Raw genomic sequence first — 19,636 nt, forward strand, 5'->3', positions numbered from 1 at the left:
CATCCTCACATGATGGGTTGCGGCGCACTGACCAGAGTGGCCTCAGGCGCGCTGGCTGGCTGTTTGATCGAGCTCAGCAAGGTGTAAACCGAGGGCAGGATAAACAGCGTGAACAGCGTGCCGATCAGCATGCCCACCACAATCACCAGGCCCAGCCCGAAGCGGCTGTTGGCGCCGGCACCGCTGGCGAACAACAGGGGAGCAAGCCCCACCACCATCGCTGCGGTGGTCATGAGAATCGGCCGCAGGCGAACCTGCGCGGCATGTTGAATCGCCTGGACCCGGTCCATGCCCTGCTTGCGCTGCAATTCATTGGCGAACGCAACCATCAAAATGCCGTGCTTACTGATTAATCCGATCAAGGTGATGAGGCCGATTTGCGTGTAAATGTTCAGCGAGGTCATCCCCAGCGCCAGCGGTACCAGCGCCCCGCAAATCGACAACGGTACGCTGATCAGAATGATGAACGGATCGCGGAAGCTCTCGTATTGCACGCTCAGCACCAGGTAAATGATCACCAGCGCCAGACCGAAGGTGAACGCCAGGCTGTTGCCTTCCTGCACGTACTGCCGGGCATCGGACTGCCAGTCGAAACTGAAGCCGGCCGGGAACCCTTCCGATTGCTTTTGCAGGAACCCCACGGCATCGCCCAGGGTCACGCCCGGTGCCGGAATGGCCTGGAGCGTGGCGGAGTTCTGCTGGTTGAATTGGGTCAAGCGATTGGGCTCGACTTTCATGTTGAGCGTGGCCAGTGTCGATAACGGTACCGGATTGCCCTTCTGATCCTTCACGTAATACAACTTGAGGGTTTCGGGGGTGAGCCGGTCCGAGGAAATCGACTGCGGAATCACGTCGTAGGAGCGCCCGTGAAAGGAAAACCGATTGACGTATTTCTCGCCGATCAAACTGTTGAGGGTCTCACCAATATCCTGCATACGAATGCCCAGGGCGTTGGCCTTGGCGCGATCGATCTGGATTTCCACCACCGGGTTATTGAAGTCCAGGTCGCTGTCGACCACGGCAAACAAACCGCTGGCCTGGGCTGCCTGCTTGAGCTGATCCATCACGTTGAACAACGCCAGGTAATCCTGATCGCTGCGGATCACCATTTGCACTGGCAACCCACCGGTGGAACCCGGCAAGGGCGGCATCTGGAACACGAAGATGCTGGTGCCTTCGATCTCGTTGACCCGCGCCTGCAAGTCGGGCTGGATCGTGTTGGCGTCGCGACCGCGCTTGTCCCAGTCCACCAGGTTGATCCCGCCGACGCTGTTGGACAGCCCATCGGAACCGTTGGCCACCCAGTTGCTATAGCCCTCGGGGATCTGGTTGAACGTCTCGTAGAGCTTGTGGGCGTACGCCTCAAGGTAATTGAGGTTGGCATGCTGCGGTGCCTTGATGGCCGTCAGCAAAATGTTCTGATCTTCCAGCGGCGCCAGTTCGGTTTGCGCCGAGCGGTACAGAAACGGCAGGCTGAAAAAGATCACCAGGGCCACGCTGAGGCTGATCCAGCGCCGTGCAAGCGAGCCGCCCAGCAACGCGCCATAGCGGCGGGCCAAAGACTGGAAGAAACGGTCGGCCTTGACGGCCATGAAGCCCTCGCTGCTTTTGGCGTCCAGCAGACGGGTGCTCATGATCGGCGACAACGTCAATGCAACGATGCCGGAGATAACCACGGCCCCTGCCAGGGTCAGCGCGAACTCCTTGAACAGCGTGCCGGTCAGTCCGCCCATCAAACCGATAGGCGCGTACACCGCCGCCAGGGTGAACGTCATCGCGACCACCGGCCCAGCCACTTCCCGGGCCCCGATCAACGCCGCATCGAATGGGGATTTGCCTTCCTCGATGTGGCGGTGCACGTTCTCCACCACCACGATCGCATCGTCCACCACCAGGCCGATGGCCAGAACCATCGCCAGCAACGTCAGCAGGTTCAGGCTGAAGCCGAACATCTGCATCAACATCGCGGCGCCGAGCATCGACAGCGGAATGGTCACCAGGGGAATCAGCACGGTGCGGAACGTCCCCAGGCACAGGTAAATCACCAGGACCACGATCACCAAAGCTTCCAGTAGCGTGTAAGACACTTCATCAATCGAGGATTGAATGAAGTGCGCCACTTCGAACGGAATTTGTACCGTCACACCCGGCGGCAGGGTTTCCTGGATCTGTGGCAACAACTCTCGTACGCGTTTGACGATCACCAGCGGGTTGCCGGTCGGTGCGGCGTCCAGGCCGAGGAACAGCGCCGGCACATCACTCATCGAACCACTGGTATCGGTTGAAGCGGCATTGAGCTCGACAGTCCCGACATCCCGCACGCGGATGATGCGGCCATTGTCGTTGCGCAGCACCATGTCGCGGAAATCTTCAACACTGTTCAGGTCGGTGTTGATCCGCAAATTGCTGACCACATACAAGCCCTTGACCTGCCCCGGGGCGGCCTGGAAGTTGTTGCCTTCGATCGCCTGCGACACGTCCTGGCCGGTCATTCCGTAGCCCGCCAGGCGTTGCGGATCCAGCCACAGGCGCATGGAGAGTTTCTGCTCGCCCATGATGTTGATTTTGGCCACGCCTTCGATGCCGGCGAACATCGGTTCGACAACACGGGAAATGTAATCGGACATCTGAGGAATGGTCAGGTTGGAACTGGCGAACGCCACGTACGCCACACTGGTAAAACCACCCGAGGTGCGTTCCACCACCGGGTCATAGGCATCCTTGGGCAAGCGGTATTTGATCTGATTGACCTTGGCCATGACCTCGGTCAGCGCGGAGATGGAATCACTGTTGAGTGCCATCCGGATCGTCACTTGGCTACGGCCCTGGGTCGACGCCGAAGACAGGTAATCGATGCCCTCCACCGAGGCCACGGCCTGGCTGATCGGTTGTGTCACAAAGCCCTGCATCAACTCCGACGAGGCGCCCGGGTATTGGGTGGTGACCGTGATGGTCGAGGTTTCCAGCATCGGATACTGGCGGATCGGCAGGTTCAGCAACGCACGCACGCCGAACAGCAGGATCAGCGTACTGACCACCACTGCGAGCACGGGGCGGCGGAGAAAGATGTCGGTGAATTTCATTTTTCCAATCCAGTGGTGAGGTTAAGGCCAACCGTGTCCGGCACACCTTCCACGGCCACTCCGTCATGGAGTTTCAACTGACCGGAAGTCACCACCTGCACGCCTTCGTTCAAACCTTTGTCGACAACCGCCCAGCCATCGCGGCGCTCACCGACCTTGATGCTCTCGCGCTTGACCTTCTGCACCCCCAGGTCATCCGTGTATACGGAGAAGACGCTTTCGCCGTAGGCGTTGTAGGTGATGGCCGTCTCCGGAATCACCAGCTCGGAAGTCTGCGGCAACGTGACCGACACTCGGGCATACATGCCTGGGCGCAGCAGTTTTTTCGTGTCAGTGATCACCGCCTGGACGTTGATGGTATGGGACTGATTGATCTGTGGATCGACCGCCACAATCTTTCCCTGAAACTTCACATCCGCCCAGGCATCGACTTTCGCCTGCACGGTTTGGCCAAGCTGGACGCGGGAGCCATCGCGCTCGGCCAGGGTAAAGTTGACCCGCAGCACACCGGGGTCGGTCAGGGTCGCGACAGCGCCACCGGCCTCCAGGTACTGACCCAAATGCGCCTGACGAATCCCGAGGGTGCCAGCGAACGGCGCACGAATATGACGCTGGGCGATTTGCGCCTGCATGCGCTCCATGTCGCCTTTGGCCGCGTCATATTGAGCGCGGGCACTGTCAAAGGCTCGACGGCTTTCGGCACCGGTTTTTGCCAGTTCCTGCACCCGGGCGAATTGCGCCTTGGCCGATTCGAACTCGCCCTTCAGGCGAACCAGTTCACCTTGCTCCGGTGCATCGTTAAGCGTGAGCAGAACTTGCCCCGCCGCCACTTGATCACCGGACTCGAAGTCGATGTCCACGACCTTGCCGCTGACTTCAGCCGACACCAGCACCTGGCGCTGAGCCTCAAGCTTGCCGATAGCTTCCAGGTAATAGGTGTAGGGCTGTTTCTTGACCTGCGCCAAACCGACCTTGGTACTGGGTAGCCGTTGTTCGGCCGAGACTGGGTCGGGCCACCAGAAACGCCAACCGAAAGCACTGCCAATAACAATAACCAGCAGAACAAACACCAGTGATTTAACTTTATTTCGAGCAAGCATGTGGCACTCCCTTGACTCTCAACTGCGAGCGCAAAAGTTCAAGAATTAATAAAAGAGGCGGCACAAACCCGGCGTGTCATTAATCCCTGTGATTAATCACTCATGACACGCCGGATTTATTTATAACCGTTTACGCTGCCGCGAGCGCATTGGTCTTATCCAGGTAAAACTTGCCAATACCGTGCAAGTTCAAAGGCGACAAAGTGAAGTGCTTTGAACCGGTATGAATATCGCGGAAACAGCGTTCCAGGAAGTGGGACTTATAAACCGCTTTGGAACCGGCCAACGCATAAATCTGATTCACGGCGCTCACCGAGTTTTCAGTGAGCACCGAGGCCGCCAGCCCGACCCGGGCACTGACCGGATCGCCGATCGTTTCGCCACGGTTGATGACCTGGCAGATCGCATCTTCAAGCAGCAACTGAGCCGTGTGCACCGACGAAATGGCTCGACCGGTTTTCTCGAAAATCACCCCTTCCAGGCCAGGATCGGTGTTCACCGCCCGGTCGTTACGGAAATGATCGACCGCCGCACGAGCAACGCCCAGCACGGTGGACATCGCCGCCAGGGTACCGAATTCGTAATAGCCTGTGGCGTATGCCCGCGAACTACGAATTTCCGGAGACTTCTTCAACGTCTCGACATCCAGGGAGAACGCCTTGTTGACCAGCACTTGCTCACACTCGAAATGGTGGCTGCCCGTGCCGCGCATGCCCAGCGTGTCCCAGGTGTGGTTGATCTTGCATTGAGACGCCGGAACAAAAAACATCCGCACTTCAGGGGCCGAACCGTCGGCCGGGCCTTTCACCGTGGCGGTACACACCAGCCAGTCGGCATAGGCCGAACCGCTGGCGAAGGCCCACTTGCCGCTCAGCAGGTAATCGTCGCCGTCCGGCACGGCCTCACCGCCAGAGTGAATCGCACCAATCACAAAACCCGTGCAAGTGCTGTAGATCGCTTCGGAGGTCTGCTCCGGCAAGTAGTCGGAGAGCCGACCCATTGCCACTTGCACCGCCAATTGCCAGGACACCGAGGCATCATGACGGGCAAATTCGAGCAGCATGGCGGAGGTCGTCTGGATATCCACTTGCGAACCACCAAACGCCTTGGACACCGACGTTCTGCCGAAACCTTCCTTGAAGAGCTCAGACATCACATCCTTGTGAGTCGCATTCGTCTGTTCGCTGTAATCCCTGTGCCTGATGATCAACGGGTTCAGCGCACGCACCTTCTCAAGCCATTCGTTGGACTCAGTGGGAAGATTGTTCCATTGCATAAGATTTTTCATAACGGCTCCTAGCTATTATTTATTTAATGATCAGCAGACGAAGAACAGATGAATCTTTATTATTTTTGAAGCCGACAAAAATGTACGTCTACAGTCGTACATTGGCAAGCGTTAGTTAGGTTTTCTTTTAGAAAAAACTCCGTCCAGCTTAATGAAAAACTCCAGACGAAAAGACACTACCGAACTCCCATAGAAGTTACGCTTTCTTTAACTTTCGGGTATTAGCGTGAGCCGGCGCGTCGTGCACTCACCTCTGACAACGATGCCCAGTCCTGATCGCCCTGACCATGGGCCATTGCGTCCAGCAAGTTGTCTTTCAAAACACTGGCAAACGGCAATGGCACCTGCGCCGCTTCGCCTGCCTCAAGGGCCAAGCGAATATCCTTCAGCCCCAGGGACAGCTTGAAGCCCGCCGGCTCAAAATGTTTATCGATCATCAGTTGCCCGTAGCCTTGATAAACCGGTACGGGAAACAGCGTCGAGGTGATCATTTCAATGAACGTCGCGCGGCTGATGCCATAGCTGCTGGCCAGAGTGGACGCTTGCGCCATGGACTCGATCGCCGCCGCAATCATCATATTGGCCGACAGTTTGGCCACGCACGCCAGCTCCGCGCATTCCCCGAATGGCCAGGTCTTGCGTCCCAACACATCGAATAGCGGCTGAACACGGGCCAGTGCCTGCGCGGGACCAGACGCGAGAATATTCAGATTGCCTGCCGCGGCCACGTCCACCCGTCCCAGCACCGGAGCAGAGACATACGCCACACCGCGCTCGGCATGCAGCGCCGCAAACTCCTTGGCCAGCGCGACCGACACCGTGGACATATTCACGTGAACACTCCCCGCCGTGAGGCCCTCCAGCCCTTTGCCGTCAATGAACACCGAGCGCATGGCGACGTCATCGCCCAACATCGAGATCAACACCTCGGCCTGTGCGGCGAGTGCCGGACTACCGACGGGCTGAGCACCGGCACGCGCCAATTCATCCAGCGGTGCCGACGATCGATTCCACACCTTGACCCGATGACCGGCCTTTAACAGGTTCAGCACCATCGGCACGCCCATCGTGCCCAAACCAATAAATCCCAGCTCCATGCTCTGCTCCCGTCCTTGTCAGTTCGAAATGTCCGTTGGACGTCGCACCACAATTGCGATTGTACGTGTACAGGCGTACATTTCAAGTGCCTCGTTTATTTAACCTCGAGGCAGCGGCTTCAAACACACCTACACGCAAGGCAAGGAGGCTTTATGCAATTCGGGATCTACACCGTTGGCGACGTCACACAAGACCCGACCAACGCCAGTACCCCAAGTGAATCTCAGCGCATTCAGGCCACCCTGCAAATCGCGCAAAAAGCCGAAGACATCGGCCTGGATGTGTTCGCCACGGGCGAGCACCACAATCCGCCGTTCATCACGTCCTCCCCCACCACGTTGCTGGCGTACATCGCAGCGAAAACCCAGCGCATCATTTTGTCGACGTCTACCACCCTCATTACCACCAATGACCCGGTGCGGCTGGCCGAGGAATACTCGTTGCTGCAACACCTGGCAGGCGGCCGCATGGACTTGATGCTTGGCCGGGGAAATACCGCACCGGTCTATCCCTGGTTCGGCAAAAGCATCGTCGACGGCCTGCCGCTGGCGATGGAAAATTATCGATTGCTGCACAGGCTCTGGCGCGAAGAAGACATCAACTGGAGCGGTCGCTTTCGTACCCCTTTGAAGAACTTCACTTCCATTCCCAGACCGCTGGACGACGTGCCGCCCTTTGTCTGGCATGGCTCGATTCGTACCCCGGAAATCGCCGAGCAAGCGGCGTATTACGGCGATGGTTTTTTTGCCAGCCATATCCTCTGGCCCCGCGAGCATTTCATTGCCCTGGTGGAGTTTTACCGTGAGCGATTTGCGCACTACGGGCATGGCACGCCAGAACAAGCCATCGTCGGCCTGGGCGGGCATATTTTCATGCGCCGCAACTCCCAGGACGCACGACGGGAATTCCGCCCTTACTTCGACAACGCCCCGGTCTACGGTCATGGCCCTTCCCTTGAAGAGTTCATGGAGATGACCCCGTTGTCCGTGGGCAGCCCCCAGGAAATCATCGACAAGACCCTGACGTTCCGCGAGCACTTCGGCGACTACCAGCGACAGCTGTTTCTCTTCGACCATGGCGGTATTCCTTTAAAAACCGTGCTGGAACAACTCGACATGTTCGGCAAGGAAGTACTGCCGGTATTGCGCGAAGAGACCCGCAAGCGTCGTTCACCGTTAGCGGCCGAGCCTCCGACCCACGCCAGTCGCCTGGCACGTTTGCGTTCGACGCAAACGCCGCCAATTGAACCGCGACCTGGCTTCAAAACCCCGCAACACGACAGGGTCACCGGACGATAAATCGCCCTTTCAATGGCCCACTATCATCCCGTGGGCCACTGAACGGTGTCAGGCCGCGCCTTTGAGCGGTTGCCGCGCATCCATGACCGACAGCACGCCATCGTTGATCAGGCGGGCGAGGTATTGACCGTAGCCGGTCTTGCTCATGCTCCCTGCCTGCTCCAACAGTTGCGCATCGTCGATCCAGCCTTTGTTGTAGGCAATCTCTTCCAGGCAAGCGATCTTCAGGCCCTGGCGTTTCTCGATGGCATGCACGAAATTTCCTGCTTCCAGCAAGGAGTCGTGAGTCCCGGTATCCAGCCAGGCCAACCCGCGCCCCATCACCGAAACGTTCAACTTGCCGCGTTCCAGGTAGACATTGTTGACGTCGGTGATTTCAAGCTCACCCCGTGGCGATGGCTTGATATCCGCGGCGATCTGCAGCACGTCGTTGTCGTAGAAGTACAACCCGGTGACCGCGTAATTGGATTTCGGATGAGTCGGTTTTTCGCAGATGCTCAGAGCCTTGCCGGTATCATCGAACTCGACGACGCCGAAGCGCTCCGGGTCGGCCACGTAATAGCCAAACACAGTGGCACCCTCCTCGCGGCTGGCCGCTTCCAGCAGGGTGTCACCGAAACCGGCGCCATAGAAAATGTTATCGCCCAGCACCAGGCATACGTTGTCTTCGCCGACAAACTCGCGACCGATGATGAAGGCTTGGGCCAAACCGTCCGGGCTCGGTTGTACCGCGTAACTCAAGCTCAAGCCCAACTGACTGCCGTCGCCGAGCATACGCTGGAAACCCGGTAAATCCTCTGGGGTGGAGATGATCAGGATTTCGCGAATCTCTGCCAGCATCAATACCGACAGCGGGTAATAAATCATCGGTTTGTCGTACACCGGCAGCGACTGTTTGGAAACGCCCAGGGTCACAGGATGCAACCGTGAACCCGCGCCACCCGCCAATAAGATTCCTTTGTACCTGGCCATGCTTTTCTCCTTGAAGCAGTTGTGTGACAGACGCCCGCAATGGCGTCTGTGAAGTGGGTTGGGTTCAGGCCTCGACGGCTTCGTTTTGGTGTTCGCCGATGCGTTCCAGGGCGTAGTCGCCCGACAGTACCCGCGTCCACCAGGAACGATTGTCGAGGTACCAGTCGACCGTTTTGCGCAGGCCGCTCTCGAAGGTTTCCTGCGGCGTCCAGCCCAGGTCCTGCTGGATTTTTCCGGCATCGACGGCGTAGCGCTTGTCATGGCCGGGGCGATCCTTGACGAATGTGATCAGGTCCCGAAAGCGCTCCACGCCCGCCGGTTTGAGTGCGCCGCGCGTCTCCAGCAAGTCGCACAAGGTGTGCACCACTTGCAGGTTGGTTTTCTCGTTGTGGCCGCCGATGTTGTAGGTCTGACCTACCTCACCGCGACTGACCACCGCATACAACGCCCGGGCATGATCTTCGACGAACAACCAGTCACGGATCTGCCCTCCGTCGCCGTACACCGGTAACGGTTTGCCGTACAGCGCATTGAGAATGATGTGAGGGATCAGCTTTTCCGGGAAATGGAACGGCCCGTAATTGTTCGAACAGTTGCTCAGCACCACCGGCAAACCGAACGTCCGGTGCCAGGCGCGAACCAGGTGATCGGAGCTGGCCTTGGTCGCCGAGTACGGCGAACTGGGTGCATAAGCGGTGGTTTCGGTGAACGCCGGATCCGCGGGCTCCAGGTCGCCGTACACTTCATCCGTGGACACATGATGGAAACGAAACGCCGCCTGACGTGGCGCATCCAATCGGTTCCAGTAGCCACGCGCCGTTTCGAGCAAAGTATAGGTGCCGACGATATTGGTCTCGATGAAGGCCTGGGGCCCGTCAATCGAGCGATCCACGTGGGACTCGGCCGCCAGATGCATGACGGCATCGGGTTGAAGACGCGCAAAGATCTCGTCCAGCGCGTTCCTGTCGCAGATGTCCACTTGATAGAAACGATACCGCGGCGAGTCGGCCACATCGGCCAATGACTCGAGGTTACCGGCGTAGGTCAACTTGTCTACGTTGATGACTTCGCACTCGGTTTCGTTGATCAGATACCGCACGACTGCCGAGCCGATAAAGCCCGCGCCCCCTGTCACTAAAATTTTCATCAGCGCCTCCCTTGGCCAATTGATGATTCACAGTCCATCGATGGCGTCTGCCATCGAGCCATCGGTCAGTTGAGCAAGGCCACCCAGTACTGGCTCAAGCCTTTCTCCAGAATCAGCAAGGTCTGAATGCAGACAAAGCTTTCATCGGTGGTGGCCGACGTCGAATTGAGCGGCCCGAAACCGCCATCCTGTTTTTGATGGGCAGCGATCCAGTCCTTCGACGCTTGCAAGTAGTGCGGCTGGGCATCGAGCAAATACATCGCGGCGATGGCCATGTACGTACCCACCAGACTGACAGCCTTGCCAGGCCGGTAATGGAACGAGCCATTGGGTTGTTGCAGTTTTTGCAGCCACGCCACGGTCTGCTGCGCGTCGACGATGCGTTTATTGAGAATGAACAGCGTGGAAACCACGCGGTACACCGAGAACGCATCCGGCGGATAACCCGGTTTGTTGGCAAACCCGCCATCGGCGGTTCGGCATCGCAGCGCAAAAGCCTGCACGGCCTGTTCGTCTGGCGCCCGAGCGCCGAGCGCATGCAGCGACAAAACCGCCAGGTTGGTGTGCCAGATATCGGAGACATAACCCGCGACGTCGCCGAAACCACCATCCGGGTTCTGGCACGCCTGCAAGTAACGCACGCAACCTTCGACATCATTCGGTAGCGCCCCCAGCACCCGCAGTGACAGCACCGCGCAATAACTGGCGAACACATCGCTGAGATGACCCGGCTGTTCGGCGAAGCCGCCGTCCGCGTTTTGCGATGACTTGATGCAGTCGATCAGGCTCTCCTTGTTTTCAATCTCGATGCCCAAGGCATGCAAATCCGAGATCACATGCAAGCCGGAAAACACCTGCCACGTCTTGTCTGCCCGAAACCCCAGCGGAGCGGTTTCAGCGGTCAGCCCGTAAGGTGTGTCGCTGGAGGCCCGAGCTTGGGACAGCCACGCCAGATAACGTTTCAAGTCCACATTGATCGCCGGCACGGCCGCTGGATGAATGTCTTGCACATCGCCACTGCCATCGATGCTCTCCAGCCCCTGCGCCACCAACGCTGCGTCATCGTGATGATGCACCGCCGTGGCTGGCTGGACCGCCTGCAGTGCCTGCGCGGCGGCGAGCTGGGTTTTCAGGCTTTTCAAATGCAACGGCAGGTATGTCAGGTTGCCGATGGTGAACACGCCTGGCTGGCGCGGCGTCGCCCAGAACTGTCGAATGAAGGGCACGGTCGGGTCATCGGGGGTCGACCAGAAATAACCTTTGCCCATGAACAGCCCACCGTTGCGGCTGTCGTGAAAATCCAGCAAGGCAGCCGTTACGCCGGCCCGATCCAGGTCATGCGCATCCGCCGGGAACGCCTGGATCGCCTGCAACAGCAGCGCTGCGTCATAGGCCGTTTTGATCGGAAATGGCGACTCGTGTTTCTTATAAGACGTGTGCCAATCGACCCGCACTTTGCCGCTGATACACACCCGATCCCAGTACCCGCCATAGGCGGGATCGCGGAACAATGCCAACGTCTGCTTGAGAAACGAACACGCCAGATTCGACAGCGCATTGTCATCGCGAACGCTCGCCAAGCCGACCAGTGCGAGGCTGGTTTGCGCCCGCACGGCACAGCGGCTCAACGCCACATCGACGCCCTGCTCGCTGTCACTGCCGGCGACGCGAGCGATCAGGTTTTCGGCATGCGCTTCAAGATGCCCGACAAGGCCGGCTCCCAGCGGATCGGTGCCGATCAGCGCGAGCAAGTTGACGGCGCTGATGTCCAGCTCGATCGAGGTGGCCAGTTCCAGCGGTTCGGACCAGTCACTGCTGTACATCCCCGCCACCACCGAGCGGCTATAAACAGTTTCGATTTTCTCCAGCATTGCCTTGATGTTGGCCAGGTTTGCAATGTCTTGCGGCACTTTGCGCTGGTAGGCAATCAATGCCGCCAAGGCGTCCAGTTGCAGCGCCAGCGTCCGGCAACGGCCCGAACCGTGGGGCGTCCAGAACCGATCGGCGAGTTCGTGAAACCCCGCGTGCTGGCCATCATACAAACGCATGAGGCCCTCATGGGCGAAACGCAATTGCGCTTCGCTGCCATGAGCAGCCTGGTAGAGCGTCACCTCAACCTGATCCTGCAACTGCTTGTCACTGGAAATCGCGACCTGCCCGCTGGCATCAGTGATTGCAAAATAACCACCGTACTCGGCGTCTTTGAGGCCTTGATCAAAAAGGAACTGTGGATGAAGCGACATGGTGTATCCCTCTTCCTTGAGGTTAGGCGGCTTTGCTTTCGGTCAACGGGACAACGGCGCCCTGGCACAACTCGATAATCCGCATGGCAGCGCGGGCAGCGCCTTCGCCGTCCGGGGCGGCCACTTGTTGATGAGGGGCGAAGTAACCGGTCGCGTTGGTATTTTTTTCGAGCTCGCCCGCCACCAATTCAACGATCCGGTGCTGGTCGTGACCCAAATGGGTCGGGAAACCCAGAAGCTCCAGGCGACGCAAGGCCTCGAGTTCGTGGTATTCCGACTTCGAAGGCAGGACGAACAATGTAGGGATGTTCAGCGCCGAAATTTCCGTCACGGTGATCCAGCCTGGTGCCGAAATCAGCAGACTGGCTTCACGCAACAAGCCCATCCAGTCGGGGTAGTACGGCACGCAGATAACACCTTCCTGGGCCTGGATATCCTGACGTCCCAGCAGCACCATCTTCAGCTCGGGATTTTGTTCGCGCAGGGTTTTGAAACTCTCCAGGTAAGCCGCCAGCAGTGCTTCCTTGTTTTGCGAGAACATCGTAGTGCCACTGATGGAGGCGACAATGAACGGCGAGTCGCCAAGGTTCAGTTCGGCGCGCACGTTCAAGCCGCTTTGCACCGTGATGTCACGGATCATCGGCCCGACGAAGTGTGCTTTGCCGGTACTCAAGGCCTCGGCGACCGGAGTGCCTTGATCGAGGGAAGCGACATAGGGTTTGTCGGTCAGGACCAGTTGGCTCTGATTGATCATCCAGGAGAACTGGCTGTGCAGGGCCGTGCGGGCTCTGGCCATCTCAAGGGCGTTGACTTCGAATCCGCCGTCGGCCAGGTCGCTGTCTTCCAGTTGGCAGAGGGTGAAGTCATAACGCTCGGTCACGAACACCAGCGGCGTACCGCTGAAAATCGCCGCCAGGCAGGCCGCCATGTTGTAGTCCGACACCAGCACCGCCGGCTTGTATTCCGCGATCAACGCCAGGTAAGACAGGATTCGCTCGCCGGACAAAAAGGTATTGGCGATATAACCACCAATGTAATTGGCCCAGTCCAGCTCTTTCGACAAGTTGCTCTTTTTCGAGTAATCGACCAGTCGCCCGGCGATGTCCACTACCTCGACCCCGGCCTTTTCGAACAATGGCGTAAAGGTCGGTTGCAAGGAAGCCAGCGCCACGGTCAGCGCCATATCCGGACGTTGTTTCTTTATCGCCTGAGCGATGGAAAGAGCCCGCATGTTATGTCCGGAACCAGTAGGGTTGGGGGCAAATAAAATCATTCCTGTATCTCCATTAGTTGAACAACGCCATTGACCACAGTGTTTTCCAATACATCCCTTATAACCACTGAGTAGGGTTTTATAACGGCACCATCACCGATACTCAGTGGACCAACTATGATTGCTCCCTCACCAATAACGCAGCGACTTCCAATGCGTACAGGGGCCTCCTCCCAAGGCAGTGAACGAAACGAATGATCATGTGATGAAGTAACGACAGTGACCCGCGCGCCCAACTCACTGAAGGCACCAATCGTGACGCCGCCCGCGGCCTCGATAACGATGCCTTCATCCAACGAAGTCCCGGTTCCAATATCGATACCACCCAGTTGCGACATCCCGCCCTGACGCACACTGCGCCCGATCAGAATGCAGTCCCGAGCGATTTCCACCGAGGCACCACCGCGCAATTCGGCATCGATAAGCGTGTCTTCACTGATGTCCCAGGTTTGAGTATCCGGGTTCAGTTCCTTGAGTCGGGCCACGGATAACGAAGTCCGGTCGAGCAATGAAGGCATGCCCTGACGAGCCCGCTCCCGCACCTTCGCCAGTACGCCTTCGGGGCTCGGTGCGCCGTCCTCTACAACACTGCGATAGGCGAAGATTCGGGCAGGGCGCCCTACTGCGACAGCATCGGGCGGAACATCCGAGACCACCAGAGCCCCCGCAGCAACCACTGCACCAGCCCCGATGGAGACACCTGCTTTCACCGTAACCTTCGCACCCAGCCAGGCGTTTGCGCCGATCTGGATCGGGGATTGAGCCGTCCCCAGGCACTGCACACCGGTGGCCAGCATGCTTGCCTTGCCGATGGCGACAAACCTCAAGTCGGACTTGAACCCGACGAAACAGTCATCACCCAATTGAACATTTTGCAGACGACTGGCGGCGCGAATCCATACATGCCGACCGAGTTCACTGCCAGAATCGATCGTCGTTAAAACTTCGACTACATTAGTGTCATCCACAGTAAAGCCTCATTCCATTGATACGGGATGCATGATGATTTAATGCACACAGAAACCTGCGGACCTATCCGCTTGTGCATAAGCAATAACTAACTGTTTATTTTTTCTGCCATCTCAAAGCACGCATAACATTGCGTCCGCGCAACTTTAATAACTGTTACTCCGCCGCCACGTTGTTATTTGGATAACAACAGGTAGACAGCAACACTTGGCCCGATGGCCAAGTCAGCAATTAATGATAGAGAAAGCTGAATAAAGTCTGTCCGTGACTAGAATGTAGCTCCATTGGCGGAAAAGTCCGCTAGTACGAATGTTATAGTACAGACGATTTTGTTTTGCAATAGGTGTCCGGTGGGTTATTTCGTTTGCGTCTAAAAAATTATTGAACTTTTATGGTTCGTTGCTGTAGCGAAACCTTCACACATGCACGGCAATGGTGCGAAACAGCTTCGCATAGGCTATCAGCGTTTACAGGTAACTGGATGTCGACCCCAGACATCCGGGTGCCCCCCTCTCGGCGATAGGCTGGTCATTCAATCCTGCCGCTAGCCTGGAGCTGACATGCCCGCACCTATCACCGTCCTACGCGATACCCACCCATTGCCCGTGCTCGACGCCTGCAAATGGGAAAAACTCGAAGGCGACCCGCACACCGTCAACCTAAACGCCTACACCAGCGAAGACGGTAGCAAGATCATGGGCACCTGGATTTGCACGCCAGGCAAGTGGTACGTGGAATACGTGAAGTGGGAATACTGCCATTTCCAGGAAGGCTACTGCGTCATCACTCCGGAAGGCATGGCGCCGATCCACCTGCGTGCCGGTGACATTTTCGTCATCGAGCCAGGGATGAAGGGCACATGGGAAGTGGTTGAGACCGTGCGCAAGTATTTCGTGTTTGCCTGATGCAAAAAACCGAGAGACCACCCGACGTGGTCTCTCGGCAAAAAAACTGATAGGAATCCGCATCCCTTGTGGCGAGGGAGCTTGCTCCCGCTGGTTCGCGAAGCGAACCCAACAAGCTGATGCGGTGTTTCAGATACACCGCATGCTCAGGACTTACGACTGCTCCGCAGCCGGACGGGAGCAAGCTCCCTCGCCACAGGCAAGCCTCCCATCACCATCCCGAAAAATCCTTATTGGGGTTTGCGATAGCTGTTGATGATCGCCGAGAAGTCCTTGCCGCCTTCCCCACGCTGACTCATCGCCTGATACAACTGCTGCGCCACCGCGCCAAGCACCACCGGTTGGTGCGCCTGACGTGCCGCCTCAGTGGCCAGGCCCAGATCCTTGAGCATCAGTTCAGCACCGAAACCGCCGGTATACCCGCGCGAGGCCGGCGCCGTTTCGACGATACCCGGCCACGGGTTGTACATCTCCGAACTCCAGCAGCGCCCGGTGGAACTGTTGATGATCCCCGCCAGCACCGTCGTGTCGATCCCCAGCGCATCGCCCAAGGCCATGGCTTCGCTGACGCCGACCATGGAAATCCCCAGCAGCAGGTTGTTGCAGATCTTGGCGATTTGCCCGGTGCCGACTTCGCCACAGTGGACGATGTTGCGGCCCATCTGCGCCAGCACCGGTTGCAGGGTGGCGAACAGTTCAGGCGTAGCGCCGACCATGAAAGTCAGTGTCCCGGCCGCAGCACCGCCGGTACCGCCAGAGACCGGGGCATCGGCCATGACCACGCCTTGTTTGGCAGCCGCTGCGGCGACGTCGCGCGCCGTCTGCGGATCGATGGTGCTGCAATCCACTGCGGGCACGCCCTTGGCGATTCCCGCCAACACGCCGTCTTCACCCAGCCAGACGCTGCGTACATGCACAGCGGCTGGCAGCATGGTGATCACCAGTTCTGCATCTTGAGCGGCTTCACGCGCCGAAGCGCTGATGCTGCCGCCCAGTTGCTCGAGCTCTGCCAGCACAGCTTTGTTCAGGTCGACCAGGCGCAGTGAATGGCCGGCCTTGATCAGGTTGCGCGCCATCGGCGCGCCCATGTTGCCGAGACCGATAAAAGCGATTTTCATGTCCGGCTCCTTAACGCAAGTGGATGGTGGTATTCACACCGTCGTTGACGCTGTCGTCGTCGAACCAGCGCGCGGTGACGGTCTTGGTTTGAGTGTAGAACTGCACCACTTGCTTGCCATACGGACCGAGGTCGCCGAGCTTCGAACCACGGGAACCGGTGAAGCTGAAGAACGGCACCGGCACAGGAATCGGGATGTTGATGCCGACCTGGCCGACGTCGATTTCCGTCTGGAATTTACGCGCCGCCGCACCGCTCTGGGTGAACAACCCCGTGCCGTTGCCGAATGGGTTGGCGTTGACCAGAGCGATGGCCTGATCGAGGGTATCGACTTCCAATACCACCAGCACCGGACCGAAGATTTCCTGGGTATAGATCTGCATCTCGGGAGTGACACCAGAGAACAGGGTCGGACCGACAAAGTTACCTTTCTCGTAGCCCGGAACGCTGATGTCGCGACCGTCCAGTTCGAGCTTGGCGCCCTCCTTGATGCCGCTTTCGATCAGATCGAGAATCCGCGCCTTGGCTCGCTTGGAAATCACCGGGCCAACATCAGTGCCCGGCTCGCTGCCGGCATTGACCTTGAGTTTCTGCGCCAGTGCTTTCAGGTCTGGCAGCCATTGCTTGGCCGCGCCCACCAGCACCACGACGGATGTGGCCATGCAGCGTTGCCCGGCCGCACCGAAACCGGCGCCGACCAGAGCATTGAGGGCTTGCTCACGATTGGCATCGGGCAGCACGACCGCATGGTTCTTGGCGCCCATCATCGATTGCACGCGCTTGCCGTGTTTGCCGGCCAGGTCATAGACGTGCGTGCCGACCGCAGTCGAACCGACGAACGAAACAGCCTTGATGTCCTTGTGAGTGCAAAGAGCATCCACCACATCCTTGCCGCCATGAACGACGTTCAGCACACCCGGCGGAATGCCGGCCTCGATGGCCAGCTCCACCAACAGCATGGTCGACATCGGGTCCTGTTCGGACGGCTTGAGCACGAAGGTGTTGCCGCAGGCGATGGCCATCGGGAACATCCACAGCGGAATCATCGCCGGGAAGTTGAATGGGGTAATGCCGGCGCAGACGCCGATCGGTTGGCGCAGGGTGTAGGTATCGACACCGCCAGCGACGTTCTCGGCGAACTCGCCCATTTGCAGGCTGCCAATGGAGCAGGCGTGCTCGACCACTTCCAGGCCGCGGAAGATATCGCCTTCAGCATCGGCGATGGTTTTGCCCTGCTCATTGCTGAGTACCACGGCAATACGCTTGGAGTGTTCACGAATCAACGCCTGAAGCTTGAGCATGATGCGCATCCGCGCGCCGATCGGCGTCAGCCTCCAGGTCTGGAAGGCGCGATGGGCGGCGCTGATGGCAGCATCGACTTCGGCAGCCGTCGCGAATGGGACTTTGGCCAACACTTGTTGGGTCGCCGGGTTGACGATGTCGTGCCATTCGGTGGTCTGGGATTCGACCCACTCGCCATCGATCAACAGCTTGACCTTTTGCACGGTGGTTTCTAGCGATGCGTTCATATTGGTCTCCGGACGTTGTTCTTATTTAGAGAGCGATCTTTGGAGCCAAGGCGAGAAAGTCGCCTTGAGATGAGGCGTGTGTCACGAATTGGTTATCGGACTGTTTTTGGAGTATAGATGTGCAAACTTCTAATAAGAACGCACATAAAAGCCGGTCCATCATGCAAAAAAACATCACGTCTTTAGGCTCGTTGAACTGGGATGACCTCAAGTTCTTCCTCGAGGTTGCCCGCACTCGCAAGGCCAGTACCGCAGCCAAGCGCCTGGCGGTGGACTACACCACCGTGTCGCGACGCATCAGTTCGCTGGAAACCTCGCTGGGCACGTTGCTGTTCGAAAAGTCCCGCACCAGCGGTTTCGTCCTGACTGCCGAAGGCCAGCGGCTGCTGGGTTACGCCGAGTCGATCGAAAGCACTCTGCACATGGCCTGCGAACAGGTTTCGGGCTCCGGCGTGGCGTTGTCCGGGCATGTACGCATGGGCTGCACCGAAGGGTTCGGCAGTTTTTTCATCACTCCGCAGCTTAGCCACTTCGTCGACGCCTACCCGGCGATCTCGGTGGACATCCTGCCGCTGCCGCACTTCATCAGCCTGTCCAAGCGCGAGGCAGACATCGTCATCGCATTGGAGCGACCGGAACATGGCCCGTATGTCTGCTGCAAACTCTGCGACTACCGACTGCAGCTGTATGCGACCCAGGATTATCTGGACAAGCACCCACCGATCCGCCGCCCGGCAGACTTGGGCAAGCATCAATTCATCAGTTATGTGGACGATCTGGCGTTCAGCTCGGAGCTGCTGTACCTGGCGAATGTGTTGCCCGGTGCCAGTGCCAATCTGCGCAGCACCAGCGTGATCGCGCAGTTCGTGGCGGCGCAGCAAGGACGATCACTGGCGATTCTGCCGTGCTTCCTGGCAGCTCAGGACCCGCGATTGCTGCCGGTGTTGCCGCAAGAGATCACCATTACCCGGCAGTTCTGGATGTACTGCCGGGAAGACCTGCGCAAACTCAAGCGGATTACCTTGTTGTGGGACTACATCCGTGGGGTCACCGAGCAGAATCAAGCGCTGTTGATGGGGGAAAGTCGGGAGATGTTGTTCGCCGATTAATCCGCGCTCACCACGATCGACACCCGACGGTTCTCGGTGCGTCCGACCGCGGTGTCGTTGGAAGCGACGGGCTTACTGCTGCCCAGGCCGCGCAGTTGGATGTTTTCTTCTTTTATGCCGACGGTGGTCAACACCTTGCCGACGCTTTTTGCGCGACGCAGAGAAAGTTGTTCGTTATAGGATTCCTTGCCTGACGCATCGGTGTGGCCGTCGATCCTCACCCGTTCGATTTCCACACTCAACAACGCCTTGCCAATGCGCTCCACGATCTCGGTACTGGCAGGATTGAGGCTCTCGACATCGCTGCCGAACAAAACTTTACCTGACAGGCCATAGGCCCAGCCATCATCCGTCATTTCGAAACCTTGCTGCTTGAGCACAGCGATCTGCGCCGGGGTCAGGCCCTTTTGCGGTACCGTCTGGCAACCGGTCAATGCCAGCAAGGCCAGGAACAGGGTGATCGTGAAAAATCGCAGAGAACGCTGATTGAAGGTGAACACAGACA

15 protein-coding genes are annotated in these 19,636 nt (G+C 58.3%); 3 read left to right on the forward strand and 12 right to left on the reverse strand.

The genetic code is table 11. The features are described 5' to 3' along the window. Positions 1-5: 5 nt before the first annotated feature. The 4 genes from ACZ9IM_RS09370 to ACZ9IM_RS09385 all read right to left on the reverse strand — a co-directional run bounded on the left by ACZ9IM_RS09370 (position 6) and on the right by ACZ9IM_RS09385 (position 6,568). Positions 6-3,083: a MexW/MexI family multidrug efflux RND transporter permease subunit gene (locus tag ACZ9IM_RS09370; protein WP_476223756.1), complete on the reverse strand. Its 3,078-nt coding sequence runs from the start codon at positions 3,081-3,083 to the stop codon at positions 6-8. Further along, positions 3,080-4,183 (reverse strand): efflux RND transporter periplasmic adaptor subunit, encoded by a 1,104-nt coding sequence (locus tag ACZ9IM_RS09375; RefSeq protein WP_427625833.1) that lies wholly within the window; start codon positions 4,181-4,183, stop codon positions 3,080-3,082. Before ACZ9IM_RS09375 ends, ACZ9IM_RS09370 begins: the two co-directional genes overlap by 4 nt. Before the next feature lie 130 nt (positions 4,184-4,313). Continuing rightward, positions 4,314-5,471 (reverse strand): acyl-CoA dehydrogenase family protein, encoded by a 1,158-nt coding sequence (locus tag ACZ9IM_RS09380; protein ID WP_476223757.1) that lies wholly within the window; start codon positions 5,469-5,471, stop codon positions 4,314-4,316. Positions 5,472-5,692: 221 nt separating this feature from the next. Further along, positions 5,693-6,568, reverse strand: coding sequence for an NAD(P)-dependent oxidoreductase (locus tag ACZ9IM_RS09385; protein WP_476223758.1), 876 nt, complete (start codon positions 6,566-6,568; stop codon positions 5,693-5,695). Positions 6,569-6,721: 153 nt separating this feature from the next. Here ACZ9IM_RS09385 and ACZ9IM_RS09390 point away from each other — a divergent pair, with 153 nt between their 5' ends. After that, positions 6,722-7,867, forward strand: coding sequence for a CE1758 family FMN-dependent luciferase-like monooxygenase (locus tag ACZ9IM_RS09390; protein ID WP_427625836.1), 1,146 nt, complete (start codon positions 6,722-6,724; stop codon positions 7,865-7,867). Between the two features lie 48 nt (positions 7,868-7,915). Here ACZ9IM_RS09390 and rfbA read toward each other — a convergent pair whose 3' ends face one another. From rfbA to ACZ9IM_RS09415, 5 genes are all read right to left on the reverse strand, one after another. Beyond that, positions 7,916-8,839 carry a glucose-1-phosphate thymidylyltransferase RfbA gene (rfbA, locus tag ACZ9IM_RS09395; protein ID WP_427625837.1) on the reverse strand — a complete coding sequence of 308 codons (924 nt, stop codon included), beginning with the start codon at positions 8,837-8,839 and terminating at the stop codon, positions 7,916-7,918. A 64-nt stretch (positions 8,840-8,903) separates the two neighbouring features. Further along, positions 8,904-9,986, reverse strand: coding sequence for a dTDP-glucose 4,6-dehydratase (gene rfbB / locus ACZ9IM_RS09400; protein ID WP_476223759.1), 1,083 nt, complete (start codon positions 9,984-9,986; stop codon positions 8,904-8,906). A gap of 65 nt (positions 9,987-10,051) precedes the next feature. Further along, positions 10,052-12,229 (reverse strand): prenyltransferase/squalene oxidase repeat-containing protein, encoded by a 2,178-nt coding sequence (locus ACZ9IM_RS09405; RefSeq protein WP_427625839.1) that lies wholly within the window; start codon positions 12,227-12,229, stop codon positions 10,052-10,054. Between the two features lie 22 nt (positions 12,230-12,251). Continuing rightward, positions 12,252-13,460, reverse strand: a complete 1,209-nt coding sequence (locus tag ACZ9IM_RS09410; protein WP_427625840.1) for a glycosyltransferase family 28 protein — start codon at positions 13,458-13,460, stop codon at positions 12,252-12,254. A 38-nt stretch (positions 13,461-13,498) separates the two neighbouring features. After that, a complete protein-coding gene (locus ACZ9IM_RS09415; protein WP_476223760.1) occupies positions 13,499-14,470 on the reverse strand; it encodes an acyltransferase in 972 nt (323 codons plus the stop codon). Between the two features lie 561 nt (positions 14,471-15,031). On the opposite strand from ACZ9IM_RS09415, the gene ACZ9IM_RS09420 reads away from it, so the two are divergent. Then, entirely contained in the window at positions 15,032-15,376 is a 345-nt protein-coding gene (locus tag ACZ9IM_RS09420) for a cupin domain-containing protein (RefSeq protein WP_095055543.1), read from the forward strand. 230 nt (positions 15,377-15,606) lie between these two features. Here ACZ9IM_RS09420 and mmsB read toward each other — a convergent pair whose 3' ends face one another. Beyond that, entirely contained in the window at positions 15,607-16,494 is an 888-nt protein-coding gene (gene mmsB, locus ACZ9IM_RS09425; protein ID WP_192346849.1) for a 3-hydroxyisobutyrate dehydrogenase, read from the reverse strand. 10 nt (positions 16,495-16,504) lie between these two features. Next, positions 16,505-18,022 carry a CoA-acylating methylmalonate-semialdehyde dehydrogenase gene (locus ACZ9IM_RS09430; RefSeq protein ID WP_192346847.1) on the reverse strand — a complete coding sequence of 506 codons (1,518 nt, stop codon included), beginning with the start codon at positions 18,020-18,022 and terminating at the stop codon, positions 16,505-16,507. A 161-nt stretch (positions 18,023-18,183) separates the two neighbouring features. Between ACZ9IM_RS09430 and ACZ9IM_RS09435 the strand changes: the two genes are divergently transcribed. After that, positions 18,184-19,131, forward strand: a complete 948-nt coding sequence (locus ACZ9IM_RS09435; protein WP_007900639.1) for a LysR family transcriptional regulator — start codon at positions 18,184-18,186, stop codon at positions 19,129-19,131. Here ACZ9IM_RS09435 and yfiB read toward each other — a convergent pair. After that, complete coding sequence (gene yfiB / locus ACZ9IM_RS09440; protein WP_476223761.1) at positions 19,128-19,631, reverse strand: outer membrane lipoprotein YfiB; 504 nt, start codon at positions 19,629-19,631, stop codon at positions 19,128-19,130. The two genes, ACZ9IM_RS09435 and yfiB, sit on opposite strands and share 4 nt — an antisense overlap. Between the last annotated feature and the right edge of the window lie 5 nt (positions 19,632-19,636).

Source organism: Pseudomonas sp. TE12508 (assembly GCF_056279485.1).